This window comes from Sinorhizobium medicae (assembly GCF_007827695.1).
GTDB classification, from domain to species: Bacteria; Pseudomonadota; Alphaproteobacteria; order Rhizobiales; family Rhizobiaceae; genus Sinorhizobium; species Sinorhizobium medicae.
Genome location: NZ_VITA01000001.1, coordinates 636,789 through 662,677, shown reverse-complemented (window position 1 = coordinate 662,677; position 25,889 = coordinate 636,789). Strand labels below are relative to the sequence as shown.

The 25,889-nt window shown below is 62.3% G+C and carries 22 protein-coding genes; 4 read left to right on the top strand and 18 right to left on the bottom strand.

All coding sequences use genetic code 11. The features are described from left to right. Positions 1 to 37 precede the first annotated feature (37 nt). Positions 38 to 1,174 carry an ABC transporter ATP-binding protein gene (locus FB009_RS03220; protein WP_011969593.1) on the bottom strand — a complete coding sequence of 379 codons (1,137 nt, stop codon included), beginning with the start codon at positions 1,172 to 1,174 and terminating at the stop codon, positions 38 to 40. Beyond that, entirely contained in the window at positions 1,174 to 3,024 is a 1,851-nt protein-coding gene (locus FB009_RS03215; RefSeq protein ID WP_145161439.1) for an ABC transporter permease, read from the bottom strand. The genes FB009_RS03220 and FB009_RS03215 overlap by 1 nt, the downstream gene beginning before the upstream one ends. A gap of 461 nt (positions 3,025 to 3,485) precedes the next feature. On the opposite strand from FB009_RS03215, the gene FB009_RS03210 reads away from it, so the two are divergent. Next, positions 3,486 to 4,472, top strand: a complete 987-nt coding sequence (locus FB009_RS03210; protein WP_011969595.1) for a LacI family DNA-binding transcriptional regulator — start codon at positions 3,486 to 3,488, stop codon at positions 4,470 to 4,472. Between the two features lie 61 nt (positions 4,473 to 4,533). On the opposite strand, the gene FB009_RS03205 is transcribed toward FB009_RS03210, so the two are convergent. From FB009_RS03205 to FB009_RS03145, 13 genes are all read right to left on the bottom strand, one after another. Beyond that, complete coding sequence (locus FB009_RS03205) at positions 4,534 to 6,177, bottom strand: Na/Pi cotransporter family protein (protein WP_145161436.1); 1,644 nt, start codon at positions 6,175 to 6,177, stop codon at positions 4,534 to 4,536. Between the two features lie 73 nt (positions 6,178 to 6,250). Next, positions 6,251 to 7,969: a metallophosphoesterase family protein gene (locus tag FB009_RS03200; protein ID WP_101799307.1), complete on the bottom strand. Its 1,719-nt coding sequence runs from the start codon at positions 7,967 to 7,969 to the stop codon at positions 6,251 to 6,253. Then, a complete protein-coding gene (locus FB009_RS03195; protein ID WP_011969598.1) occupies positions 7,963 to 8,580 on the bottom strand; it encodes a dual specificity protein phosphatase family protein in 618 nt (205 codons plus the stop codon). The genes FB009_RS03200 and FB009_RS03195 overlap by 7 nt, the downstream gene beginning before the upstream one ends. 35 nt (positions 8,581 to 8,615) lie before the next feature. Further along, the gene (locus FB009_RS03190; protein WP_018210134.1) at positions 8,616 to 9,476 is read right to left on the bottom strand and encodes an inositol monophosphatase family protein; all 861 of its coding nucleotides are present in this window, start codon (positions 9,474 to 9,476) and stop codon (positions 8,616 to 8,618) included. Positions 9,477 to 9,689: 213 nt separating this feature from the next. Beyond that, positions 9,690 to 10,520 (bottom strand): alpha/beta fold hydrolase, encoded by an 831-nt coding sequence (locus FB009_RS03185; RefSeq protein ID WP_011969600.1) that lies wholly within the window; start codon positions 10,518 to 10,520, stop codon positions 9,690 to 9,692. Positions 10,521 to 10,716: 196 nt separating this feature from the next. Continuing rightward, entirely contained in the window at positions 10,717 to 12,324 is a 1,608-nt protein-coding gene (locus FB009_RS03180) for an MFS transporter (RefSeq protein ID WP_011969601.1), read from the bottom strand. Then, a complete protein-coding gene (locus FB009_RS03175) occupies positions 12,321 to 12,764 on the bottom strand; it encodes a DoxX family protein (RefSeq protein ID WP_011969602.1) in 444 nt (147 codons plus the stop codon). The genes FB009_RS03180 and FB009_RS03175 overlap by 4 nt, the downstream gene beginning before the upstream one ends. An 11-nt stretch (positions 12,765 to 12,775) precedes the next feature. Next, positions 12,776 to 14,761, bottom strand: coding sequence for an amidohydrolase (locus tag FB009_RS03170; RefSeq protein ID WP_018210132.1), 1,986 nt, complete (start codon positions 14,759 to 14,761; stop codon positions 12,776 to 12,778). Further along, positions 14,761 to 15,045, bottom strand: coding sequence for a XapX domain-containing protein (locus FB009_RS03165; protein WP_011969604.1), 285 nt, complete (start codon positions 15,043 to 15,045; stop codon positions 14,761 to 14,763). Before FB009_RS03165 ends, FB009_RS03170 begins: the two co-directional genes overlap by 1 nt. 81 nt (positions 15,046 to 15,126) lie before the next feature. Further along, positions 15,127 to 15,777, bottom strand: a complete 651-nt coding sequence (locus FB009_RS03160; RefSeq protein ID WP_024311093.1) for a hydrolase — start codon at positions 15,775 to 15,777, stop codon at positions 15,127 to 15,129. Between the two features lie 126 nt (positions 15,778 to 15,903). Then, positions 15,904 to 16,812 (bottom strand): AraC family transcriptional regulator, encoded by a 909-nt coding sequence (locus tag FB009_RS03155; protein WP_011969606.1) that lies wholly within the window; start codon positions 16,810 to 16,812, stop codon positions 15,904 to 15,906. Between the two features lie 165 nt (positions 16,813 to 16,977). Then, on the bottom strand, positions 16,978 to 17,883 hold the full coding sequence (locus FB009_RS03150) for a helix-turn-helix domain-containing protein (RefSeq protein ID WP_024311092.1): 906 nt from the start codon (positions 17,881 to 17,883) through the stop codon (positions 16,978 to 16,980). Positions 17,884 to 18,072: 189 nt separating this feature from the next. Next, positions 18,073 to 18,978 carry a helix-turn-helix domain-containing protein gene (locus FB009_RS03145; protein ID WP_011969608.1) on the bottom strand — a complete coding sequence of 302 codons (906 nt, stop codon included), beginning with the start codon at positions 18,976 to 18,978 and terminating at the stop codon, positions 18,073 to 18,075. Between the two features lie 369 nt (positions 18,979 to 19,347). On the opposite strand from FB009_RS03145, the gene FB009_RS03140 reads away from it, so the two are divergent. From FB009_RS03140 to FB009_RS03130, 3 genes are all read left to right on the top strand, one after another. Continuing rightward, complete coding sequence (locus FB009_RS03140; RefSeq protein ID WP_011969609.1) at positions 19,348 to 20,172, top strand: manganese catalase family protein; 825 nt, start codon at positions 19,348 to 19,350, stop codon at positions 20,170 to 20,172. 219 nt (positions 20,173 to 20,391) lie between these two features. Next, positions 20,392 to 21,423: a four-carbon acid sugar kinase family protein gene (locus tag FB009_RS03135; RefSeq protein WP_024311090.1), complete on the top strand. Its 1,032-nt coding sequence runs from the start codon at positions 20,392 to 20,394 to the stop codon at positions 21,421 to 21,423. A gap of 3 nt (positions 21,424 to 21,426) precedes the next feature. Continuing rightward, positions 21,427 to 22,128 (top strand): FadR/GntR family transcriptional regulator, encoded by a 702-nt coding sequence (locus tag FB009_RS03130; RefSeq protein WP_011969611.1) that lies wholly within the window; start codon positions 21,427 to 21,429, stop codon positions 22,126 to 22,128. 407 nt (positions 22,129 to 22,535) lie between these two features. Here FB009_RS03130 and FB009_RS03125 read toward each other — a convergent pair whose 3' ends face one another. From FB009_RS03125 to FB009_RS03115, 3 genes are read right to left on the bottom strand one after another with little or no spacing between them, the layout of a single operon-like run. Next, positions 22,536 to 23,642 (bottom strand): iron-containing alcohol dehydrogenase, encoded by a 1,107-nt coding sequence (locus FB009_RS03125; protein WP_011969612.1) that lies wholly within the window; start codon positions 23,640 to 23,642, stop codon positions 22,536 to 22,538. Then, the gene (pdxA, locus tag FB009_RS03120) at positions 23,639 to 24,604 is read right to left on the bottom strand and encodes a 4-hydroxythreonine-4-phosphate dehydrogenase PdxA (protein WP_011969613.1); all 966 of its coding nucleotides are present in this window, start codon (positions 24,602 to 24,604) and stop codon (positions 23,639 to 23,641) included. Before pdxA ends, FB009_RS03125 begins: the two co-directional genes overlap by 4 nt. Beyond that, the gene (locus FB009_RS03115; protein ID WP_018210129.1) at positions 24,601 to 25,797 is read right to left on the bottom strand and encodes a sialidase family protein; all 1,197 of its coding nucleotides are present in this window, start codon (positions 25,795 to 25,797) and stop codon (positions 24,601 to 24,603) included. Before FB009_RS03115 ends, pdxA begins: the two co-directional genes overlap by 4 nt. Between the last annotated feature and the right edge of the window lie 92 nt (positions 25,798 to 25,889).

Below are 25,889 nucleotides of genomic sequence, written 5' to 3'. Positions count from 1 at the left end.
CAGCAGGTTGCTTCTCGTCGTTCGTCCTATCCGGTCGTCAGTTGTAGGTTGCGGTGCTCCTCAGCCGGTCGTCCGCCTCTGCGATCCGGCGGCCGTCGGCATCGAACACATGCAGGGCCTCGGGCGGCGCAAAGAAGAGGACCCTGGCGCCCTGCTCGACCCTCGGCGGGACATGCGTCGTCAGGAACAGGGTGTGGTTGTCGGTCCTTAGCTCCAGGATCCAGTTGCCTCCCGTCGGCAGGACGCCGGTAACCGTCGTCTCGCCCGAGAAGCTCCCCTCCGGCACGTCCTCGGTCCGCGCGGCATAACCTATCGCCTCGGGGCGGATACCGACGGAGCCGATGCTCCTCAGCCCTGGAAGATGCGCGGCAAGATAGGCCTCAGCCTTATCCGTCACATCGGATGTGCCGGGATCGCCGAAGTCGAGAATATTGATGGGCGGGCTGCCGACGAACTCGGCGACGAAGCGATTCGCCGGGCGATCATAGATGTCGTTTGGCGTGCCTATCTGCTGCAGCGTGCCTTCGTTCATGACGGCGATGGTCGTCGCGAGCGTCATCGCCTCCCATTGGTCATGGGTGACAAAGACGATGGTCGTCTTGAATTCCTTGTGCAGCCGCTTGAGCTCCGCGCGCATTTCCAGCCGCAGCCGCGCGTCGAGGTTGGAAAGCGGCTCGTCGAGCAACAGCACGCCGGGGTTGATTGCCAGCATGCGGGCCAGCGCCACCCGCTGCTGCTGACCGCCGGACAGTTGCGACGGATAACGATCGCGGTACTTGGCGATATCGAGCGCCTGCATGACGCGCTCGACGCGCTCTTCCCTTTCCGCTTTGGGCAGCTTGCGCAGCCTCAGGCCGAAATCCGTATTGCGCTCGATCGTCAGGTGCGGCCACAGGGCATAGCTCTGGAAGACGAGGCCCATCTCCCGTTTCTCGGGCGGCACGAACACGCCGCCGGAGACGCAGTCGACGACCCTGTCACCGACGCGGATTTCGCCGCCCGAGAGATTTTCGAGGCCGGCAATCATTCTGAGCGTCGTGGTTTTTCCGCAGCCCGAGGGACCGAGCAGGCACATGAATTCGCCATCGCGGATTTCCAGATCGAGATCGGAAACGGCATTCGCCGAATTCACGCCGTAGTTTTTCTGCGCACCGCGCAGGTTGATCGTGGGCATCAGCTTCCAAGTCCTTCTGCAAGATTTGTGCGGGTCAGCTTCTGGGTGATGAGCGTGCCCAGATAAGCGATGGCGGCAATGATGAGCACCACGGCGTTAGCGGCCTGCGTGTAGTGGTAGTCGACGAGGCGCAATGAATAGGTGGTCAGCACATCCGTGCTCGGCACGGCGAGGATGACGAAGAGGCTAAGGCCCTTGATCCCGGAGATGAACGGCAGCAGCACGCCGGTGACGAGCGAGCCCTTCTGGATCGGAATGACGATCGAAGTCATCCGTCTGAGCCAGCCGGCACCGGCAATCTGGGCCGCCTCCTCCGGGTCCTTTCCGAGCTGAGTCATCGCAGAGATGCCGGCGCGCGAGGCGTAGGGCATCTGGTCTGCGATGAGCGCGAGCACGAGGATGACGACCGTGCCATAGAGTGCCGGCATCGGTCCGCGGGGTACTGCGAACAGTGACAGATAGGCCGCGGCAAAGGCTATGCCAGGCACCAGATAGGGCAGGAAGGTCACCTGCCGGAGATAGACCGACAGCAGGCGAACAGGCGTGCGAATGACCACATAGCCGACCAGCAGGCCGAGAATGCCCGACGTCACCGAAGCGAGCCCCACGATCGTCAGCGTGTTCTTTGCAGCTGCCCAAAGGTCGGGACTAAGGAGGATGCCGGTCTTCAGCGCAACGGTATCGAGATCACGACCAATCCAATAATCAAGGGTGAAGTTGTCGAGCGTGAATCGCGCGGGCAGCTTCATGATCGTCGACAGGAACAGGGTGAGAAGCGGCAAGCCCACACTCATCAGGAAGACCGTGGCAGCGAAGCCCGCCGCCGGCAGACGCATGCGGCCGAGGCGGCTCTGCCGGTCCATCGAGCCCTTCGAGCCGATCGTGACGAAGCGACGCGCCTCGCGCACCAGCCGTGCATCGATCAGCAGCGTGATGATGCCGATCAGCATGATGGAGCCGGCGATCACTCCGGCGACCCCCGTCTGGCGCGAGGCGATACTGCGGAAAAGCGAAGTCGAGAGAACTTCGAATTTGACCGGCAGGCCGAGCACGTAGGGCACGCCGAACTCGCCCAGGCACTTGGCGAAGATGAGCACCATCGATGAAAGCAATGCCGGACGCATCAAGGGCAGGATGATCTGCAAGGCCACCTGGTGATGCCTGGCGCCGAGGATGCGCGCCGAATCCTCGAGCTGCGAGTCGAAGCGCCTGAGCGCCGAACCGAAAAGGAGGATGACAAAGGGTGTGTAGTGCAGCGCCAGGATGATGGTGATTGGAAATCGCCCATAAGCGAGCCAGTCGGGCGGTGTCAGCCCAACCGCCTCCAGCCAACCCGGCTGACCGCCGACCGTGCGGTTCTTGAAGAGCGTGGTCCAGGCGAGCGCAAAGGTCCAGGCCGGCAACATGTAGGGTACGATCAGCGCGGTCGCGAACCAGCGGCGCCCGAACATATCCGTCCGGCTGATGAGCCAGGCGAGCACGGTGCCGATCACGAGGGACAGCAAAATGGCGCCCATCGCCACCGAGAGCGTATTGAGAAGCGGGCGCCAGAACAGGTCTGCCGACACCGGAGAAAACAGCACCCTGTCGAGGTAGTAGAGCGTGAACTCGCCGACATCCTTGCTCAGGCGCCGCTCGTGCCCGAACTGGACCCGGGCCGCATCGAGCACGATGGAAATGATCGGTACGACGATCAGATAGGTGAACAGCAGTGCAGTCAGCACGCCTATGAGTGTCGTGGGTTCCCGTAACGCAACCTTCAGCCGATAGCGCCAGGCCTGCCAGGCCGTTGGCGCGGCAGGCCCGTTTGCGGCCGCTACCGCCTTCGCCGATTCACTTAGAAGAGCCATCATTCCTCCCATGGCCGCTAATGCATATTTCGCCAGAGCCTGATGTCCGCCGACGCCGGTTGAACGCGCTTCGCGGAGATGCAAGCCTCTTGCGCGGCGACGACGGCCCACCGTTCCTCCCGGAGCCATGCCGCTGTTCCGACCTTTGCCGGCCGCCGACGGAATAAAAATTCCATAATTGCCGTCGTTATGGAACGTATGATCGATTCAGTCCGCCCGTTTGTCAACTGAAAAATGCACACGTGATCATTTGATTATTTCGTTGTTTTCATTAATCTATTTTCCTGCGAACACGTGTTCAGTTTTATTCCGGTTCGATGCAGGCGGGATGAAGCTGTCGGGCATCGGGGAAGACGGCCCGAAATGAGACCTGCCGCCACGGCCCGCGTAATTTTCCGATTGGAACTTTGCGCAGTTTGTGGCCTCTGATAGAGGGCTGATCGATGCCGAAAGGAGGACGGATGGCGAGGACTTTTGTGACTGCCGAAGAGGTCGCAAAGCGTGCGGGCGTGTCGCGCTCGGCGGTATCGCGCACCTTCACCCCCGGCGCCAGCGTCTCGAAGGCGGTCCGGCGCAAGGTCCTGAAAGCCGCTGGGGAGCTGGGTTACCGCGTCAATCGCCTAGCGCAGGTGCTGAACAATGACCGATCCAACCTGATCGGCGTGGTCGGCGCCAATCTCTCCTCGCCTTTCATTTCGAAGCAGCTCGACCTGTTGAGCATCGGGCTCCTGCGCCAGGGTAAGCAATGCCTGCTTCTGAACGCCGCGGACGCGCGACAGGACATTGCGCCTCTGATCGAACTCCTTTTCGAGTTCCGCGCCCAGGCTATCGTCGTGCTCTCCGGGGAACCCCCGGGATCGATCGTCGACGAATGCATTGCCAATGGCGTGCGTCTCATCCTTATCAACCAGCGCCTCGATCGCACGGATACGAACATGGTGCTGAGTGACGATTCGCATGGGGCGGACCTCGCCGCCCTGCGGCTGATCAAAGCGAATTGCAGAAAGGTCGCGGTCGTGACCAGCGGCAGCCAGACCCCCGCCCAGCTGCGGAGGGCCAACGCGTTCACGCAGCGAATGCAGGCCGAGGGAGTGGAGGTCGTCGCCTGGTCGGGCGGGCCGACGAGCTACGAATCCGGGCTGCAGGCGGGACGCGAGCTTCTGGCCGACAAGGCGATCGACGGCGCCTTCTGTGTAACCGACCTTCTCGCGCTGGGATTTCTCGATGCCGCACGGCTGGAAATGAACCGCCGCGTTCCGCAGGACATTTCGATTCTCGGCTTCGACGACATTCCGCAGGCCGGCTGGAAGAGCTACGAACTCACGACGGTTGCACAGTCCTTCGAATCGCTGACGGAGAAGGTCCTTTCCGCTCTCGACAGCGACGATCTGGAAACGCGGCTGCAGGTCGTGCCGGTAACATTAGTGGAGCGGCAGACGGCGCGCTAGGCTAGACCAAGCACTGCCGGACGGAAAACCGCTCCACACTTTTCCTGGAAGTGCTCTGACGTCACACGGCTTGACGGATGCGGCTGTCTATGAGGAGGCCGCTTCCGACCAGAATCGGATGGGCGACCGAGGCGACATGAGCGTTGATCCGCTTCAGGTCACGCAGCATGTCGAGATGCAGCGAGCTCGTCTGGATGCTGTCGAGCCGCCCTTCGCGAAGGCGCTGCAAATGGCATTCGGCCGATTGCTTCTCCAGCCGGCGCACCTCTTCCTTCACCTCCACGAGACGCCGCGCCAGCTCCGCATCGCCGGTCGCAAAGACCGCCTGCGCCATGCGCAGATTGTCGAGCGTGATCGCGAAGAGCCTCGCAAGTTCGCCCTGCCCGTCTTCTGAAAAACGAAGGCCGAGGCTGATCTTCTTGGCGATCTCAGGATGCAGTCCCTTCTCGATGACGTCGCCGATATGCTCCAGATTGATGGCGTAGTCGACGATCTGCCGGGCGCGACGGTGGTCTTCGTCCGTCATGCCATCCTTGCCGACCTTCGAGACATAGAGCTTTATCTCGTGCTGTATCCGGTCGACCCGACCTTCGAGCAGGCTGATATCGGCAAGCCGCGATAAATCGTTGCCCCTGAGTGCCTCCAGCGCCCGAACGAGCATGCTCTCGATCAGGTCGCCGACCGACATGACCTCTCGCCCGGCGCCTGCAAGTGCAGCAACGGGCCGCGCGAGCGCTTCCATATCCAGATAGCGCGGCCCGTTCTCGCTTTCGGCCTCCTCCGGGATGTGGCTGGCCGTCAGCCGATAAAGGAGAGGCGATAATGGAAAGGCGGCAAGCGCCACGGCAAGGTTGAAGAGAAGATGGGCGTCGACGGCGAGCTTTTGCGGCGAAAGACGCGCCAGTTCCATAAGATACGCGCCGTAACCGGCCAGCGGCAGGGCGATGGCGCAGCCGGCCGCCCTGACGATGAGGTTGCCGATCGTAACACGGCGCGCGCTGGCGGAAGCACCGAGCGTTGCGAGCACCGGCGGAACGGCGCCGCCAAGATTCGCGCCGAGGACAAGGACGATGACGAGCGCGGTCGACAGGCCGCCGGTCGCCGATAACGACAGGATCAGCACGACGATGGCAAGGCTGGAGGATGCCAGCACGGCAAGCCCGGCGGCGAAGATCAGAGCCACCGGCCAGGCGTTTTCCAGCATCGCCAGAAAGGCGCTGAGCGCCGGCGACTGCCGGAGCGGATCGGTAGCATTTGCAAGAAGATGCGAGGATAGCAGCATGAGGCCGATCCCAACGATGGCGCTGCCGGCGCCCCTGCGCGCGCTGGACCGCGTCCGGGAAAGGGCAAACCCCGCGACAATGAGCAGCGGCGACAGCCAGCCGAGGCCGAGCGCCACGATCCATGCGGTTGCGGCCGTGCCGACATTTGCCCCCAGCAAGACGACCTGCGCCATGGCCGGCGCAATCAGCTCCTTTTCCACGAAGGAGGCGACCATGAGCGCCGTTGCAGTCGAGCTTTGGAGGGCGATGGTTGCCACGAACCCCGCGGCGAAGGAGCGCGCGCCACCTCGGGTGCCGGCAGCAAGGCCGGTTCTCAGCCGTGCGCCCCAGGCTCTCGACATGCCGTCCTTGACCTGGCCCAATCCGTAGAGGAGCAGCGCCACCGCGCCGAAAAGATTGACCCCGACAATCATCGATTCCATGAGTCCACCTTATTTGCCTGTCGACTTTGCCGACGCAAAACCCGTCCAGGGCCACCCGGTCTTCCGTTGCCGATCACGCCGAAGCGTCTTGCCGGGCGGGATTTGACGGGACGACGATGTGCGCCTGACTATTGCCCGCGCGTTCAAGAAAGAGACCCAATGCTCCCAGGAATATGGCGACGAAGCCTTTCGCCGGACTGTCGTGGCAGGTCTGTGGCTCGCATCCGAACCGGTCGGCGAGAAACCGATAGAGAGGCAGCCGCGACTCTTCGATATGCGCCAAAGCGAGCGATGCCCCCTGCCGGAGACAATACCAGTCGGCGACGAGTTCTATCATCGGCAGGCGTCCGAGCTCGGCAATGTCGATTGCCGAAGCCTGCCCCAGAGCTGAGAGCTTTGGCGCGCTGCCGGCGGACTCGCCAGTGAAGAGACACGCGATCTCTTCCAGTGTGAGGTCCGCCACCCGCTCGACTATTGCGCGCGGCCACTCCTCCGGGAAATATCGGTGGCTGACCAGCGCCCGCTTGTGCGCCCTGAGAAATGCTCCGTAGCTAGGGGCCGAGAAGGCGTCGTCCGGTTCTTCACCAAGCAGGGCGGCCTCTCGCTCATAGGCGTTCCGGAGCCGCGGATGGACCGGTAATCCCGACAATTCCACCGTCTCGACTGCAACATTCCCTTCTCCCGGATGGGCGATCTTGAAGGCCGGCGGAAAGGCGACGAGCGATGGGACCGCGACATTCGTCAGTGATTGGCCGCCGCTGCCGCGGCGCGTAACGCCTTCCACATGAAGATGCCCGCTGAAATGGAGCGACAGTCCGGCCGCCAGCAGCGCGCGTTCGACTGCCCTTCGCGGTGTGCGCCGGGCAATGTTGGTCTCGCCGAAAAGCGCCCCCTCGGCGCCGGTCGCACCGTCGAAAGGGTCGAGCACCGGATAGTGCGAAAAGGCGAGCAGTGTTTTTCCGAGCCTTTCTGCCCGTGCGCAGACATCGGCAATCCACGGGATGACGAAAGGCTTACAGCGGAGCATCGCGTTCCATCCGCCCGAGGTGCTGTCGATGAAGGCCGCCTCGTCGCCCCATTCATAGACCCCGTTCACGGGCTCGAAGACATTGGCGTCGATCATCAGCAGCCATAGACCGGGCTCGGGCTCGACCAGGTAGGACGCGTCCATCATGTTGTAACGGTTCCTGCCGTCCGGCGATGCAACCTCGTATTCGCGGTCCTCCGCGGCATCGGACATACCGAACGGGGTCTCCCAATGGAGATATTCCGGCTTGCGGAAGTAGCCGAAGCCAGCCATCGGATCGAGGCCGGCCGGGTACCCTTCACAATACATGCGATCACTGACCGTAACGCCGCTGCCGGCGCGCTTCACGTCGCTGGTGACGAGAATGCCCCGACCTGCGCAGTCGAGGAATTGCTTGGTGTGATGCCTGCCCTGCGGACCGAAGATGTCGTGATTGCCGGGGAGCGCATAGAACGACATGCCGAAGGCGGAATGCTCGTCGAGAATGTTCCGGAGCGCGCCGGTGGTGGCGCGCTGGCCATCATCCGTGTAATCCCCGAGCAGGACGACGTGGCGAATGCCCCGCCGGCGCACTTCCGCGAGCGCTGCCAGGAACGCGTCCGCGCTTTCGTTGAAGACGCGGGTCGATTTCCGGGTCTCTGCCCAGCTGCGCATCGTGATTTTCCGGCCCTCCACCTCCACCCGGTCGAAGCCGAAATCTGCTTCGAGGTCATGGAAATGCGCGTCGGCGATCACGGCGACTGCCGGCAGCGCACGTTTCAGCATTGCGGGTCCCCGTGCCGCGCGCGCTCGATGAGGTCGATCCAGGCGGAGGCCTTCCTTGCCGCCTCGTAGAGCATCGGCTTCGGCGTTTCGAACCATTCGTCTTGCATCAATTGCCTGCGTTCTCGGATCGCCGCCACCGCATCGTCCAGGGTCGGGTAAAGCTCCGGCTGTTGCTTGTGGAGGAAGAGCGAAACGAGCGCCACGGAACGGCTTCGCCCGCCCCGGCAATTCACGAGAAGGTTCCCGCCGTCCCGGAAGGGATAGGTGGGCCGTTTCGGCATCGATTGGCGAAGTGCGCCGTCGAGTATGTAATAGGCGCCCAGCATCATCGTTTCGGGGCTGCCCTCACCATCGATCATACCGAGCTTATAGTAGCGTATTCCCGCGAAGCCGGCCGCCAGGCGCTCGACATCCGGCTCGTCGGACGGCGTCTCGACATAATTGATGTCGAGATTGATAGCGCAGTTGACGACGGTGGTGATGCCGTGACGTCGCAGAAGACCGAGGTCACGCGCGCCCTCGCTGCCGCCGATATAGAGAGCGGAACCATGCGGTCCGAGTCCTTCGGCTATCGGGCTGATGGCAGGTCGGTCGTGGACAGGTGCGTCCATTCTTTTTCCTCTTTGCGGGCGACGCCGCGTGATCTTCAATCCACGAAGGTTGCCGGACAGGCCGGAGCCGTCTGCCGGCAGGCAGGAATCACCGCTGCGTCCAACGGTATATTCGAGGCGCGGCTCGTCTCCGAAGCAAGAGCCGGCGCCACGGCAAGAGCCGGTCCCCCGGCGTCCAGGCTGCCGATTTCAAGATAGGGACAGACCACCCCGCCCGCTTCGCTCACGAGTAGCAGGCCGGCAAGGCAATCCCAGGAATTCATATGCAGTTCGATATAGCCGTCCGAGCGGCCATCGGCGACATATGCAAGGGCCAATGCGCCGGAACCGGCCCGGCGAACATTTGCCCCCATGCCGAGCAGCGCTTCCATCACGCCGAGATATGCCGTGTTCGGCACGCGCATCGACCAGCCCATTTCCAGAGACGCGGCATCGAAGCGGGCCGTTTGCGCGACGTGGATCGGAACCCCGTTCCGCGTCGCGCCTTGTCCGCGTCGCGCGAAATAGAGTTCGTCCTGCGCCGGATTGTAGATCGCGGCGATTTCGGTAGACCCGCTCTGGACAAAGGCGATCGAGATGCAGAAATGCGGAATGCCCCGTGCATAATTCGCCGTGCCGTCGATGGGGTCGACAACCCAGGCTCGCTCGCTTATCGCTCCCCCACCCTCTTCGCCGAAGAAACTGTCTTCCGGAAAATGCGCGGCGAGCGCGCAACGGATATGCGCCTCGGAAGCCGCATCCACTTCTGTGAGGAAGTCTTGGGGGCCTTTCATGGAGACGCTTCGTCTCCCATTGCCCAGAAACCCTCTGAGCACCAATGCGCCGGCGGAACGGATGACGTCACGGCAAAGTTCTGCGCGACCATGGAGGTCATCCGAAAAAAACTGTCGATCCACTGGCTTCCACCTGCTCATTGCACACGCGCGCAATATTGCACACGTGTTCATTACAGACAAGCCCGTTCGGATCAGGAACTGCTACGTTTGATTAGGTGCTCACGATCACGTTCATGGTTCTAGGTCGGTTCGTCCTAGGCTTTCATGAACGTGATCGCTTGTGATGGCTAGCGCGGGATGAGGAGAAGCGTGTGCACTTTTCCTCCTTCCACGCTAACCCTTGATGAAGGCGAGCAGATCCGGGTTGATCACATCGGCATGCGTCGTCAACATGCCGTGCGGGTATCCTTCGTAGACCTTCAGCGTGCCGTTCTTCAGAAGTTTGACGGCAAGCCGCGCGGAGCTGTCGATGGGCACGATCTGGTCGTCGTCGCCGTGCATGACGAGCGTCGGGACCTCGATCTTCTTGAGATCCTCAGTGAAATCCGTCTCGGAGAATGCCTTGATGCCCTCGTAATGGGCCTTCGCGCTTCCCATCATCCCCTGCCGCCACCAATTCTGGATCGCGCCGGTTGAGACCTTCGCGTCGGGGCGATTGAAGCCATAGAAGGGGCCACTCGGCAGATCGAGGAAGAACTGGGAGCGGTTTGCCGCGAGCTGAGCGCGAAGACCGTCGAACACCTCCATCGGAAGCCCGCCCGGATAGGCTTCGGTCTTGAGCATGATCGGCGGCACGGCGCCGACCATCACGAGCTTGGCGACACGGCCGGCACCATGCCGGGCGACATAGGCCAGAGCCTCGCCGCCGCCGGTGGAGTGTCCTATGTGGATGGTGTCGCGCAGGTCGAGCTCCGTGGCGAGTGCCGCCACGTCCGCCGCGTAATGCGCGATGTCATGCCCGTCGCTTATCTGGGTCGAGCGGCCGTGGCCGCGCCGGTCGTGGGCGATCACTCGGTATCCCTTGCTCAGGAAGTAAAGCATCTGGGCGTCCCAGTCGTCGGAGGAAAGCGGCCATCCGTGATGGAACACGATCGGCTGGCCGGAGCCCCAATCCTTGTAGAAGATCTCGACACCGTCTTCCGTCGTGATGAAGTTCTTTGTCATGGGAACGGCTCCTTTGTTTTGGTTCATGGGGTCTTTTTCCGCGGCGAAGGCTGTCGGGACAGCCATCGCCAACGAAACTGAGGCGCCCGCAAGCAGCGCTTGCCGGCGCGACAATTGAAGAGAATCGATCATGTTTGCCTCTTGCAGCCGTCACTGCGTTTTGCACGTCCAGGGGCGCTGGCGTTCCGCCCTCTCGTCACTTGCCCTTGATATGCGGGCGGTTGATTGCCAAAAGATGCTGTACGGCGGGAGGCTCCAACCCCTGATGATAGGCGCGGACTTCCTGCTGAACATCGGCGTCCGCCTTCGACACGCGCCTGTGCTGCCGCATGTGTTCGGCCCAGGACTCCACCGTGAACCATTCGACGACGCGGCTCGGATCGGCGGCATCCTCGGTCACGCCCCAGCCGTAGGCCCCATCGCGGCGGCGCTCGTGCGAGAGGCTTGCAAGCGCTTTCAGAAAGGCGGGCCGGTCCTTCCTGTCGACGATGTATTCGATCAGGATGAGCACGGGGCCGCGGTCGTTCTCAACCGGCTGAGCCGTCAGCGGTTCCGGCCAGTGATTGGAGGGCACAAGCTCGGCCTCGCCTCTGGGGAGCTTTACCCTATGAAAGCCGAGCCCGACACAGAGAAGGCCGATCGCGGCGATGCCGAGGGCCGACGGGACGCCAACTGCTTCGGCGATCGCGCCCCAGGCAAGGCTTCCCCCGGTCATCGCACCGTTGAAGACGGTCAGATAGACGGCAAGCGAGCGTCCCCGCACCCAATTGGGGAGGATGGACTGCGCTGTGCTGTTCAACGTCGTCAGCGCCGTGATCCAGGCAGCGCCGCAGGCCAGCAAGGCCGCGACGGCCGCCCATTGCGGCGGAGCGAGCGAAAGTACGCCCATGACAGCGGCGGTGACGATTGCGGCTGCGAGCAGCAGGCCATCGGCATCCAGCCTGGCGCGCAGGCGCGGCATGACCAGAGCGCCGCAGACCGCGCCTGCGCCGACGGCGCCAAGCAGCATGCCATAGAAGCTGGCGTCTCCACCGAGAAGCTGGCGCGCGACGAGCGGCAGCAATGCCCAGATGGCGCTCGAAAAAGCAAAGAATACGGCCGCGCGGATGAGGACGACGTGCAGTTCCCTGCTCGACCGGGCATAGCGCAGACCCGCCCTGAACGCGCCGAAGAAGCGCTCGGCAAGCGCATCGTCCTCAGGCGTCCCGCGCCGCCACCAGAGCAGTGCAGCGACGACGAAGACATAAGTGATGACATCCACCCCGTAGGTGACCGCAGCGCCGAACCAGGCCAGCAGCAGACCGCCGAGCGCCGGGCCGATCGCGCGCGAAATATTGATGCCCAGCGAGTTGAGCGCCACCGCTCCTTTGACGTCCTGCCTCTGCACGAGTTCAGGCACGATCGCCTGCCATGTTGGTGCGACGAGAGCGGCTCCGATGCCCCCAATGAAAGTAAGCGCAACGAGCGAGCTGACGGACTGAAGCCCCATGGCGGAGAGCGTGAGAAGGCAAAGACTGGCGGAAGCGAGAAGCAATTGAACGGCGATCAGGAACTTTCGCCGGTCGAGGATATCCGAAAGCACTCCGGCCGGGATGGCGAGCAGGAAAACGGGAAGCGTCGCCGCGGCCTGTACGAGCGAAACCGCGGCGGGCGTCGCCGAAAGTTCGGTCACGAGCCAGGAACTGGCGACGTCGCGGATGAAGCTGCCCGTATTGCCTATGATCGTTGCCACCCAAAGGACGGCAAAGACCTGCTGCCGCAACGGAGCGAATGTGCCCGTGCCCTCGAGACCCGCCGCTTTCATCGGAAGCTCCTTCTTGCCGCCGGACGACGGCGGGGTTCATACAGGGCGACAAGGACGAAGGCGCCGACGAGACCGAAATGCTCGAAAAAGCCGTTCATCGCCATGGACCGCTCCAAGCCCGGTTGCAAATCCCAGAAACGGAATGCGATGAAGGTCGTCGCGAAGGTGAAGAGCGCAAGCGCAAGCGCCGCCGCCCGCCGATAGAAGCCGGTAAGGATGAGCGCCGACATAGAGAGCTCGAACACGATCACGCCGACGGCAAAGAATGGCGCGGGATAAAGGCCGAAATGGTCCATTTCGGCGATCGCGCCGCTAAAATCGAAAATCTTGATCAAAGGGCCCTGAATATAGGCGGAGCAGAGGGCGAGCAGCGCCAGAAAATGAAGCCCCGACACGGACGACCTCACCGGTCGGGCGTCGCGCAATGAAATGTTCGTCATCTGAAGTTCCCTCACACGGCCCAGCAAGAGCAGCCAAGCGCGCCGAAGAACCCTTTCAGGTCTGCAACCGGCAGTCTCGATGTCCAGGCGCCGGCATGGTCGTGCCCATGGACCCCGCAATTGCTGGCGCAGCCGCAGGACGCGATTGCCGTTCGCTTCAGCGAATGCCTTCCCGCGCCCTCCGGTTCGCCCCACGCCGCATAGCCGCCATAGTTCCTTACCGGCGACCAGTCGGGCATCGCCGGCGGCAGAGGGTTCTCGTCGAGGCTGGCGAAATCGTTTGCCGCATAGACGATCCTGCCCCCGACCATCGTCAGATCGGCAGTCAGAAACGAGATCTCGTCCTCGGCACAGGTGAAATAGTCTTTGGCCGGCACGATAAGGTCGGCGAGCTGCCCCTTTTCGATGCGGCCCTTCCGGCCCTCCTCGTTGGAAAACCATTGGACTTTCTCGGTCCACATCCGCAGCGCCGTTTCGCGGTCGAGGCAGTTGGCGCGCGGATAGAGCTGCATACCGCCGACCGTCTTACCGGTCACCAGCCAGGAAAGCGAAACCCAGGGATTGTAGGAGGCGACGCGCGTGGCGTCCGTGCCCGCGGAGACCTTGACGCCTTTATCCAGCATGCGCGCGACCGGCGGCGTAGCTTCGGCGGCACCATGGCCATAGCGTTCGACGAAATACTCGCCCTGATAGGCCATGCGATGCTGTACCGCTATGCCGCCGCCCAGCGCCGCGATGCGGTCGATTGAGCTGTCCGAGATCGTCTCGGCATGGTCGAAGAACCAGTTGATGCCGGCAAGCGGGATGTCCTGGTTGACTTTCTCGAAGACGTCGAGCGCACGGCTGATCGTCTCGTCGTATGTCGCGTGCAGGCGCCAGGGCCAGCGGTTCTCCGCTAGAATTCGCACGACTTCCTCAAGCTCACCTTCCATTTCGGGCGCCATTTCCGGGCGCGGTTCGCGGAAATCCTCGAAGTCTGCCGCAGAGAAGACGAGCATTTCGCCAGCGCCGTTGTGACGGAAGAAGTCATCGCCCTGCTTGTATTTTACGGAGGACGTCCACTTGAGAAAGTCTTCCTTCTCCTCCTTCGGCTTCTGGGTGAAGAGGTTGTAGGCAAGTCTCACCGTCATCTGCCCTTCGTCGGCGAGCTTCTGAATGACGGCGTAGTCGTCTGGATAGTTCTGGAAGCCGCCGCCCGCGTCGATGACGCTGGTGATCCCGAGCCGATTGAGCTCGCGCATGAAGTGCCGAGTCGAATTGACCTGATATTCCAATGGAAGCTTCGGTCCCTTGGCAAGCGTCGAATAGAGAATGCCCGCATTCGGCTTGGCGATGAGCAGCCCGGTCGGATTGCCCCTGGCGTCCCGGGTGATCTCACCTCCGGGCGGATCCGGCGTGTCCTTGCCGTAACCAACCGCGCGCAATGCCGCGCCGTTGAGCAGTGCCCGGTCATAAAGGTGCAGGAGGAACACCGGCGTGTCGGGGGCGATCGCGTTGATCTCGTCGATCGTCGGAAGCCGCTTTTCAATGAACTGATGTTCGGTGAAGCCGCCGACGACGCGCACCCATTGCGGAGGCGGCGTGATCGCCACTTGCCGCTTCAGCATGTTCATGGCGTCGGCGAGAGAGCGCACGCCGTCCCAGCGCAGTTCCATATTGAAATTAAGCCCACCGCGCACAACGTGGGTATGGTTGTCATTGAGGCCAGGCAGGACGCGCTTGCCCTTCAGGTCGACGACCTTCGTGTCCGGCCCGGCAAGCGCCATGACCTCTTGGTCCAGCCCGACGGCAAGGAACCTGCCGTCCTTGACGGCGATGGCCGTGGCGTTCGGTTTCGCGGCGTCCAGCGTGGTCACCAGACCACGGTGCAGGATCAGATCGGCGCTCATCGGCTTGTCTCCTGAGGTCGAAACAGAATTGGCGGCGCGCGCCGGTGAAATCAGGCCCGGGAGCGCCAGGGAGGACGCTGCACCAAGAAAACTGCGGCGCGTCGGCATCAGCTGAGCTCCGTGTTGGCTGGACGATCACGCATGCCGCCATCATCTGCCCCGGTCGGCAAATTGCCGAAAACATGCGGGGCGCAGCGACTGTGGACCCAGGAAACTGTTACCGGATTGCCCGATAACAGGCGTTTGACGAGCGGCACCGCCTGCTCGCCGACGAGGATTCCCAGGAGCCCGACCAGCGCGATCACCGGCGGTGCGGGAGAGCGAATGTTGAGAAGGCTGTAGATCACGCCAACGAGCAGCCCCGCTCCGAGCGAAAGGAGATACATCTTCATCGTCGCTTCCTTTGCATCACGATAATTTCAGGTCGGATCGACGCTCCGACCGCAGGCGCGGCCGGAGCAGACCAGCGCGGCTCAGTGCCCCTCAGAAGCGCCGAACATCGACTTGGCATAGATGATGCCGAGACCGTAGGCGCCGCCGAACTTCCTGGCGATGCCGGTGGTCATCTCGTAGCTCTCGGTACGCGCCCAATCGCGCTGCAGTTCGAGCATGTATTGCAGGGAGGTCATCGGCCTGACGCCTGCCTGCACCATGCGGTCCATGGCGCGCTCATGCGCCTCGTCCGACACGTCGCCGCAAGCATCTGCGATCACATAGACTTCAAAGCCCTGGTCGAGCGCGGAAAGGGTCGGGCCGACGATGCATACGGAAGTCCACAGGCCGCAGAAGACCAGGCGCTTCCTGCCGATGCGGTTGACCTCCTCGATCACTGCCGCGTCTTCCCAGGTGTTCATGGAGGTGCGGTCCAGAAGCGCCTGTCCGGGGAACGCATCCGTGATTTCGGAGAACATCGGACCGGAGAAAGTCTTCTCCGCGACCGTCGTCAGAACAGTCGAGACGCCAAAACCCGCCGCCGCGTTTGCGACGAGCGCCGCATTGTTTCGTAACAGGACCGCGTCGATCGATTTCGTCGCAAAGGCCATTTGCGACTGAAAGTCGATCATGATCAACGTGTGGTCATTGGGCGAAACGAGGAGGTTCCCGGGGGTCGGTGTCGCGTTCAGGGTCATGGTTTCGGCCTCTTTCCGTTGGCTGCCGAATTGCAGCTTGAAAGGCTGCGACAATGGCAGGAGCGGCCGTCCCGTTCTTGTAGCCGAAGACACCTTTTTGAAGATTTTCATCGCCCGCTTTCACGACTGCCGGTGTCTTCTCCACACGCCCGGCGTCGCGCCCATCGCCTGCACGAAGGCACGCGTGAAATGGCTCTGATCCGAAAAGCCGCAAAGGGTGGCGATTTCCCGGAGCGGCGCTTGCGTGAACTCCAGCAGATGGATGGCCTTCTCTATCCGCTGTTGCGACAGCCACTGGTGCGGCGTCTTCCCCAGAGTTTCGCGGAAGGCGCGCAGGAAGGTGGCCTGCGACAGCTGGCATATCCCGGCGAGCTCTTCGACGGTCAGGTCTCCGGCCAGTCTGCTCTGCGCGAGATCCTTGAGCAACGACTGAGAACGCATGGAAAGCCTGCGCCCTTTACCCGCCGCGCGACCGCGACCGTTCCCGTACTGGCGCACGAGATGGATGCCTATGGCGGCGGAGAGCTGATCGACGAAGAGCGCGCTTCTGCCGGCCTGCCCGTCGACGGTTGCAAACAGTGCGCCCAGCATGCCGCCGAGCACCGGGTCAGCGTGTCCCGCAACGGAATTCAATTCCGTGACACCTTTGATGTCCGCCCCATCGGTGATCCGCTCGAGCGCGCTATGGCTGACCTCAAGGAGCATGAAGTCGAAAGAACCGTTGAGGTCTGCCCGATAATCGTCCGAAAAGGTTCTCACATAGATCGAATTCTCTTCGAAATCGTGGACCGTGGAATGATGCTCCCGGATTATTCGTCGCCGATGGCCGCCCGACGCCGAAACACCTATCAGATAGCCACGACCGGTGGCCGGCGTGCTGACCCGGCCGGCAGGTGCCCTCGCGGAACGCTTGCGGTGAAACGTCATGTTGCCGCCGTCGATCGTGCGGTCCTCGTCCAGCTTTTCCACGGAACAGCCAAGGCTGTCGCGGGGGCGCGGGCCGGCGACGTCTGAAGAAGCGTTCGTCATGCCGTCTTGGTCCTGCAAATTGAGCCACCTGTCAGCTGGAGCGGGATGAGGAAAGCTGGCCGGTTTTCCGCCTGCATCCCGCTCACATCATCGCTTTTGCCAAGCCGGCATTCTTGTATGAAACACACGCGTTTTGAAGGATCTGAGCCATCTGCGCTCAGGCCTTCAGCCGGAGAGCTGCTCCATTGCTGGCCGCGCGCACCGGTTCTTCCGTCTGTAGCGCGCAGGCGTCTCGCCCGTCAGACCAGTGAAGACCCGCGTCAGATGGCTCTGATCCGCGAAACCGCAGGCGATTGCGGCTTCCGCGATCGGCACATCCTGAAGCAAAAGCTCCTTCACGCGCCCGGTCCGATATTCGCTCAGCCACCTGGATGGCGTGCGCCCGAAACTCTCCTTGAAAGCCTTATTGAAATAGCTGCGCGACAGCTCGCAAAGGCGTGCCAACTCTCCAAGCGAAAACGGTTTATTGAAGTGGTTCGCGAGAAATTCCGTCGCAAGTCTTTCCTGCCAGGGCGCAAGGGTCCCCTTTTTGCCGATCGGAAAGTGCAGCCCGCCATATGTCTGGCTCAGATGCGCCAGCACGGCAAGGTTGATTTGCTCCAGAAAAAGGGAACTGGCAGTTTCGGGACTTTCGAGCGACGGCAACAGCGCCTGGGCAAGTCCGTACATCACGGGATCGATGCGCCCCTGCACAGAGGCAAGCCCCAGATATTCGTTCCGCCCGGCCTGCTTCGCAAAGGCGCTCATTCGGGCAAATGGAATTTGAAAGCGAATATTGTCGAATGGCGAAAGATGATGACACTGCCAGCGATCGCGCAGATCGGTGATCGCCAGAGATGCCCTGGAGTGCCCGCCTTCGTAAACGAGCTTGCCAGCCTTCCACAGTCGATGGGCTTCAAAGTCACGCAGTTGAACGATCACACTGAATGCTTCGGCACAGGGTGTCGCCGGTGCGGCTTTCAGATCGTACCGGTCGGAACAGACTCTGGTCACCGAAATATCGCCGGAAGTGATCGATCTGATGATCGGGCCTTGTGAATCCACGGCATTCGATTCCTGATGAAGGGCCATCGGTGTGGGTCTCCGATTTCCGGTTTGGCGCGCTACGCGGCCTGATCTTGCTGCGGATTCGCAGCTATCTGTGACTGGATACAATGAGCAGGAGCCCACTACCATACGCCACCTCATCTTCATGTGACAGCCGTCCAACCCGCCCTCTCAGAGCAATGCCAGACCGCTCGCACTTCCCTCATCCGGAGTTTAGTTGAGCCATCGTCCGCGCCAATCGGAAGGAGAGGTTCCCGTGGCTCTGCGAAAGGCACGGTCGAATTGATCCACGTCGCTGAAGCCGCAGCGCTTCGCCACCTCGCTCAACGTCAAGGCGCGTGAGGTCAGGTATTGTTTCGCCCGGACGATCCTGTGACGCATCAGCCACTGGGACGGGGTCAAGCCGGCAACGTCGCTGAAGCCATTGATGAAGTCCCGCTTGGACAGACCGGCCGCGGCGGCCGCGGCCGCAAACGAGAAGTCTTCGGCAAAATGCTCGATCATGAAGTCCTTGGCGGCCTTTTCCTGCCATACAGACAGGCCCGCAACGCCGCCGCGAGCCTCGCCGGGATCGGTATAGGAGTGAAGCAGGTGCGCACAGACTGCGATTGCAATATGCTGGAGGACTGCATTTTGGCCGCGGCCCTGTTCGTCGAAGAAGGGAAGCAGGGCGGTGCCCAGATTTCGCATGACGTCATCGTCCTCGCCCCTTCGGCACCTGAGCCCGGTTGCCCGGGGGGCATTCGCGACTTTGGATACTTCGCGAAAGAGGTCTCGCGGCATATAGAAGGCCAGCGAATCGAGGTCGCTCACGAGCCGGATGCTCGCGCCATGCGTCAGGTCTACGAGACAGACGGAACCCTCGCGGTATCGCCGCACCTCGCACTCTGTGCCGTCGCCGGCAACATCGCGATGAAGCGCATCATCAAGATAGAGCATGAGGAAATAGGCATCGTCAGCCGGCAGCCTTACCAACCGGCTGGCCCTGCCGTCCAGGCGGCACTGCAGACGGGTCACTGAAAATTTCGCCGCATGAACCGGCCGCGCCACCAGACAAGGAGATTCCGGCTCCCCGAAAAACACACCCACCTTCTCTTCGGCGATCATTCTGAGGCTCACGTCCAACTCCCGGCTCGTGCAACTGGCGGTCTGCGTGTGTGATGCGCCGCCGGGCTCCTGGATAGAACGGTTTGCGCTCCTTGGAAGTTTCGCGAGAATATCAAGACGGGCTCTCTCCCGAAATTCCGAGGATGCATTACGCGCCCTTGATCGGGAAGCTACAGAGCGGGCGCGCGGCTTTCTTGCACCTTTTAATCTCATTTTGCCGCAAAACGCACCTTTTGATGCAGGCCAGCTGCGGACTGCTGCATCGCAATCAGCAGGAAACCGGCGAAACGGATCAAATTTCCCCGTCCCGCTCTTTTTGGGCAGTGCCGGAACAGCGGCGGCGCCTTGCGGTTTGGGTCGCTTCCCAGACAGGAGGACCACATGTTTTACACGGACGGCAAGCTTCAATATCCAGTCCGCGTCGAAAAAGCCAATCCGCTTTTCGCACGCGCCCTTCAGCAGGCAATCGGCGGCATCGAGGGGGAGATCCGCGTGGCAATGCAGTATTTCTTCCAGGCCTGCGGTGCGCGCGGCGACCCGAAGTTTCGCGACCTTCTAATGAACACCGCGGCGGAGGAACTGGGTCACATCGAGATGCTGGCGACGGCGGTAGCGCTCAATCTCGAGGGCGCGCCGCTCAGTCTCAAAGAGCAAGTCGCAAACGACCCCATCTCCGGCGCTGTGCTCGGCGGCATGAATCTCAAGAACCTGCTGTCGGCGGGCCTATCGGCGATGCCGGTCGACTCCGACGGTGTACCTTTCGACATGTCGCATATCTATGCCAGCGGCAATATCGCTGCGGACATGGTGGCGAATGTCGCGGCGGAGTCTACTGGCAGGGCGCTCGCGGTTCGGCTTTACGAGATGACGGATGACCCCGGCATGAAAGACATGCTGTCCTATCTGATTGCACGGGACACGATGCACCAGAACCAGTGGCTCGCGGCCATCGAGGAGCTCGGCGGCGGTCAGGGCGTCTTCCCCATTCCGAACAGCTTCCCGCAGGATCAGGAACAGCAGGAGTTCAGCTATGCCTTCCTGGGCTTTCAGCAGGACGGCAGCGATCCCGTGGCGGGCCGGTGGTCGCAAGGCACATCCATCGATGGCAAAGGCAGCTTCAAGGCTGGGTCGATCATGCCTATGGGCGAGAAGCCGCAACTGGCACCCGCCAAGCCGAGGGGCGGCGCCCAAAAGGAACAGATGTAAGTCGCATGCGCCGGACGAATGGCGCCGGCTCATACGATCAAGAAGGAGGGAGGCGCCCACCTCCCTCCTTCTTGTGCGGCGATGTGGTTGCGGCGCTCCAAAGCGAAGACCGCCAAGGCATTCTAATACGTATTTGTAAAATTGAATTTGCATATCCTTGCATTACATGTAGAAAATACGTCATCTAAGATGACAACAATGGGATCTCATCGCCTTCTTATGCTTGTGATTCTCGCCGACGATTTGACGGGCGCTCTTGACTCGGCTGCCCCGTTCGCTGGGCGCGGCCTTCATACGGAGGTCGCACTCGCGCTGGAATCCGTGGATGCCGCCCTTGCGGACCAACCGGAGGTTCTTGTCGTCAATGTGAAGTCGCGCGAGGTCTCCCCGGACGAGGCGCGCATGGCGACGTCCGACGTCCTGAAACACGTTCCCGACGACGCGCGGATTTTCAAGAAGGTCGACTCCCGGCTCAAGGGCAATATCGAGGTCGAACTCGACGCGATCAGGTATAACCGCGCGCTTGTCGCGCCGGCCATACCCGACTTCGGCCGCGTCGTGGCCGGTGGCCATGTGCGGGGATTCGGCGTGAACGCTCCGATCCCAATCGCCGAAAGGCTCGGCCGTCACGCGGAAAGTGCATTGATCCCGGATACCACGTCTCGCGACGATATGCTCGCTGCAGTGGAAACGGGCGAGGCTGCCGGATGCGACCTGATGATCGGCGCAAGAGGACTTGCCGAAGCGCTTGCTCATCGCATGACCGGCGGTGCCGGGCTACCCCTGATGTCAGTCCCTCAGGAGCCGATTCTGATCGTCGTCGGTTCCCGCGACCCGATCACCGTCGAACAGGTCGGGGTGCTGCGGGAAGATTACGCGGTGGGTTATTTCCCGGCCGTTGGCGGCAGGGTGCAGCAAGAAGCAGGCCGCCCTGCGGAAATGGTGACCGTCATTCAGGCCGTCGAGGGGGAGATGCCGCTCAGCCCCTCCGAGGTATCCGTCAATCTGGCGGAGAGCGTCGTTCCGGCTTTCACCGGCCGCGCCTCAACGCTGCTGCTTACTGGAGGCGCAACGGCCGAGGCTGTGCTGGCACGATTGGGCGTTTCCCGCTTCCGTCTCCTCGGCGAATGCATGCCGGGGATGGCGCTGGCCTTTGCAGATGGCCGTTATATCATCACCAAGTCCGGCGGATTCGGCCGGCGGGACACTCTGAGCGACATCGCGAGGCAGATTCTGGGGGAGGCGAGATAGACGATGGGACTGCAGGAAGGGACCCCCCGCAAGGGCCTGCCCGACATCGTGTTCGAAAGAATGCACCGGGCGATCAAGTCCGGCGCTTATAAGCCTGACGAGCGTTTGCCGACCGAACATGAGCTGGCGACGGAGTTCGAGGTATCCCGACCGATCGTTCGTGAGGCATTGCGGCGCCTCAGGGAACAGGGACTCATTTACTCGCGGCGCGGCGCGGGGAGTTTCGTGCGCGCCACGGGACTTCGCGAACCGCTGGGCTTCGGTCAGCTGGAAAACGTCGCCGATCTCCTGAACTGCTATGAGTTCCGGCTGACACTGGAACCCGCCGCCGCGGCCGCCGCCGCGCTCCGGCACGACGAGACGAGCCTTGCAGCGATCCGCCGGGCGCTCGAACTGCTGCGTGACGCCACCAATCGGCAGTCTCACCGCGAGGACGCTGACTTCCAGTTCCATCTTGCGATCGCCCGCGCTGCCCAGAACAGCTACTTCTCGACCGCCATGGAGGCGCTGAAGGAACACATTGCCGTCGGCATGAAGTTCCATGGCATCTCGGTGAAGCGCGAGGCAAGCGGCCTCTCGCGCGTGTTCGCGGAACACGAGGCGATTGCCGACGCCATCGCCGCCGGCAACGCCGAAGACGCTCGCATATTGATGCTGAAGCATCTGACCGGGTCGCGCGACCGCCTGTTCCTCGCCTCGCAGTAGTCTGGATCACGATGTTTTTCAGGCGGGATTGGCCCTGAAAACATCGTGATCTATTCCAAAGTGCTGGAGCGTAGCCGTTTCGTGCCTGGCAGGTGTGTCTGTTTTTTCATGTCATCACGCCTGGACGAGAGCGGGGCGAAAAAAGTGCGCACGGTTTTCGCCCGCATCCGCTCTAACCTGTGATCACGTTCATGATTTTAGGTCGTTCCGCCTGAAATCATCTTGACCTAGTCAGATACAGCGCGTTCGTCGCTCGCCCGTCAGAGCGCCATACACAATTTCCGCGCCTCGCCTTACGCCCTACAGCGCCGTGCGTCTTATAAGACGCACAAAGGTCGCTGTAGCACTTCGATCTGCTGCATGTTTTTGTCCTTCAATCGGATCCGATTAAAGGATCATGCAATAGGCTAAAATGCCGCCCGATAGATCTCCAGAACGTCCGCCTCGCTCATATCTGCGGGATTGTTGTCCATGAGCCGGCGGATCGAATGGGCATCGGCGGCAAAGCGGGGCAGATCCGCGCCCTTGGCGCCATTGGCGGCCAGAGACATCTCTATGCCGAGACCGGCGCAGAAGTCCCTTGCGGCCGAGAGCAGATCACGCTGCGACAGGCCCTGCCCGAGGCCAAGCGCATCGGCGACCTCGGCCGTTTTTGCGGAGACGACCGGCTGGTTGAAGGCAAGCACATGCGGAAAGATGATGGCATTGGCGAGGCCGTGCGGCAGGTGCAGGAGCGTGCCGAGCGGATAGGATATCGCGTGCCCCGCCGCCGTGTTGACGGGGCCAAGGCAGATGCCGCCATAATAGGAAGCGAGCATCATGCCCTCGCGCGCCTCGGTATCTTCTCCGTCCCGCACGGCACGGGCGAGATATTTGCCGACGAGGTTGAACCCCATGCGGGCAAAGCCGTCGATCATCGGATGGGACTTGCGGTTGGTGAAGGCCTCGACGCAATGCGCCATGGCATCCACCCCGGTCGCGGCGGTGACGGCAGGCGGCACGCTGTATGTGAGCTCCGGATCGAGTACGGCAAGATCGGCGATCATGTGCGGGCTTTCGACCGCGATCTTGCTGCCCTTGCCGGGATCGGTGATCAGTGAGCGGATTCCCGCTTCCGAGCCGGTGCCCGCCGTCGTCGCGACCTGCGCCAGGCGCACATTGCGGCCAGCCACGCGATTTGGCCCGGCGACATCCGCAAGCGACTGTCCCGAATCCCAGAGCACCGCCACCAGCTTGGCGACATCCATCACCGAGCCGCCGCCAAGACCGACGATCAAGTCCGGGCGGGCCTTCCGGGCGGCGTCCAGCGCCGCGTCGAGCGTCGCGATATCGGGTTCCCCCGGAATTGCATCGAAGAGGGTTAGCTTGCCAGGAAGCTGCAGGCGCTCGGCGAAGCCCGATGTGATCGGCGTCGCGATGACGAGCGTCGAGGCCACCTCAGCGGCCCACGTGCCGACCTGACTGATGTTCCCCGCGCCGACGACAAGCCGACGCGGCTGATGAATCGTGATCATGACGCTGCCTTTCTGCTTGCCTTGCCGGCCACGAGTTTGCGGGCATAGGCGATCGCGGAATTCAGGTTGCCGTGATTTGCGATGCCCTTTCCGGCAATGTCGAAGGCGGTGCCGTGATCGACGGAGGTGCGGTCGATGGGCAGGTCCACGGAAACATTCACCGCAGTATCGAAGGCGACGAGCTTGATCGGGATGTGACCCTGATCGTGATATTGCGCAACGACCAGATCGAAGCTTCCCGAATAGGCGCGGTGGAACACGGTGTCGGCCGAGATCGGCCCCTGCACGTCGATGCCTTCTTCACGGGCCGCCGCCACCGCGGGGCCGATCTGATCGTCGTCTTCCGTGCCGAACAGGCCGTTCTCGCCACAATGGGGGTTGATGCCGGCGACCGCGATCCGCGGGCGCTCATAGCCAATGCGCTTCAGATGCGCGTTGCCGGCCCGGATCGTGGCAAGGACCCGCTCGGTCGTGGCGCGGCTGATCGCCTCCTTGAGCGAGACATGGGTGGACACGTGAATCACCTTGAGACGCTCGGAGGCAAGGAGCATATAGGCGGCGCTCGACCCGGTCAGGCTGCGCAGCATGCCGGTATGGCCATCATAATGATGGCCGGCCATGTTGAGTGCCTCCTTGTTGATCGGCGCCGTGACGATGCAGCCGATCTTGCCCTTCTCGGCATCGCGCACCGCGCGTTCGATGAAGCGAAAGGCAGCATCGCCTGCAACCGCGGAGAGGCTTCCCCAGGCAAGCGGCGCTCCCTCGATCGGAAGATCGACAACATGTGGTGCAAGGTCGACGGCAACCCCGAGTGCCTTCCTTGCAGCCTCGAGCGTCGCCAGGTTGCCGTAGATCCGGGTCGCCTCGCGGTCCTCGGCCGACATTTCCGCAAGCGACCTGACCGTGATCTCCGGTCCAACGCCACAGGGATCGCCCATGGTGATGCCGATAATGTTGCTCATCGAATTCTCCCGTCAGTCCGGTCTGCCCATCCGGGCGGCAGACGGACATATTTGATTGCACGCCGATGGAAGGTGTAGGCGATGTGCAGGCTGCCGTCGTCTCCCTCCAGGAGCCACGGATAGGACATTTCCTTGTTGTGGCCATCGGTCGAATTGTTGGAGAGGCATGTCCCCGGTCCATTCTCGATCACGATGCGCTCGGGGAAGGTACGGCCGCCGTCGTCCGACAGGCAGACGCTTACGGGTGCTCGCGGCACGCCCCAAATAGGCACGCACCCGCCCGACGGATCAGCGTCGGGCCGGCCGTCATCCTCTCCGAGTTCGTCGTAAAGCGACGCCCGGCGATCGGGCGAAAGGGCCGCGTTCACGGGATTGCAGATCATGGCCAATCGGCCGTCGCTCAAGCGAATGACGGCGATGGAGGAATTGTTGTTCGGCACATCGGTCGGCGCCGGCAAGCTCCATGTCCGTCCGCCATCGGCGCTTTCGACGCGGTACACCTGGTCCGCCTGGCGGCGACGGAAGAAGGCGGCGTAGCCGTCTCCGCCGACTGGGACCGGGCTCATATGCACGCAACCGATCGAGTCCTCCAGATCGGCGAGCCGCCACCTTTCACCGCCGTCGGTCGAAATGCCGACCGCCGCGTTGTCGTGGCTGCCGTTCCACTTCTGGCCGGGGCGTTGAATGCAGCGAAAGATGGGAAGCAGCCAGGCGCCATCATCTCTCACGACCAGCGGCGCGCGGATGAAACAGCCGCGCGGCAGGTCGAGATAGCGCCCCTCGGCGGCATCGAGTTTCGTCGGATCGTCAGGATCCCTCTCGATCGCGGCCATGCGGATGCGGCACTCGTCCTGATTGCCCGCAGGTTGGGAGGTATGGAAAAGCCACAACCGACCGTCGGGCGCCGTGAAGAGTACCGGGTTCTGTTCGGAATGGTCTGCGTCGAAGCTCAGCCGCTGCGGTTCGCCCCATCGCTCGGCGCCTGGCGCGAGCACGGAAGCGAAGATCGAGATATCGGATTTTCCCTCTAGCGTACCGCCGAACCAGGCACAGACGAGACTTCCGTCCTCGAGCCTGTGCAGAAAGGCCGCATGGTTCTGCACCATGGGCGACGGGAGCAGCGATTCCAGTCTGCCGTCCCTGGCTTCCCGGAGCTTGCCGGTCATTGCGTTTGCGATTTCCTCAGGCGTCATGAAAGCCTCCTGTTGCCATGGACAATCGCGTTATTTCTCAAGTTGTCAAGTTTTCTGTTTTTCTTTTGCAACTCTTTTGCGGCTGATGGATT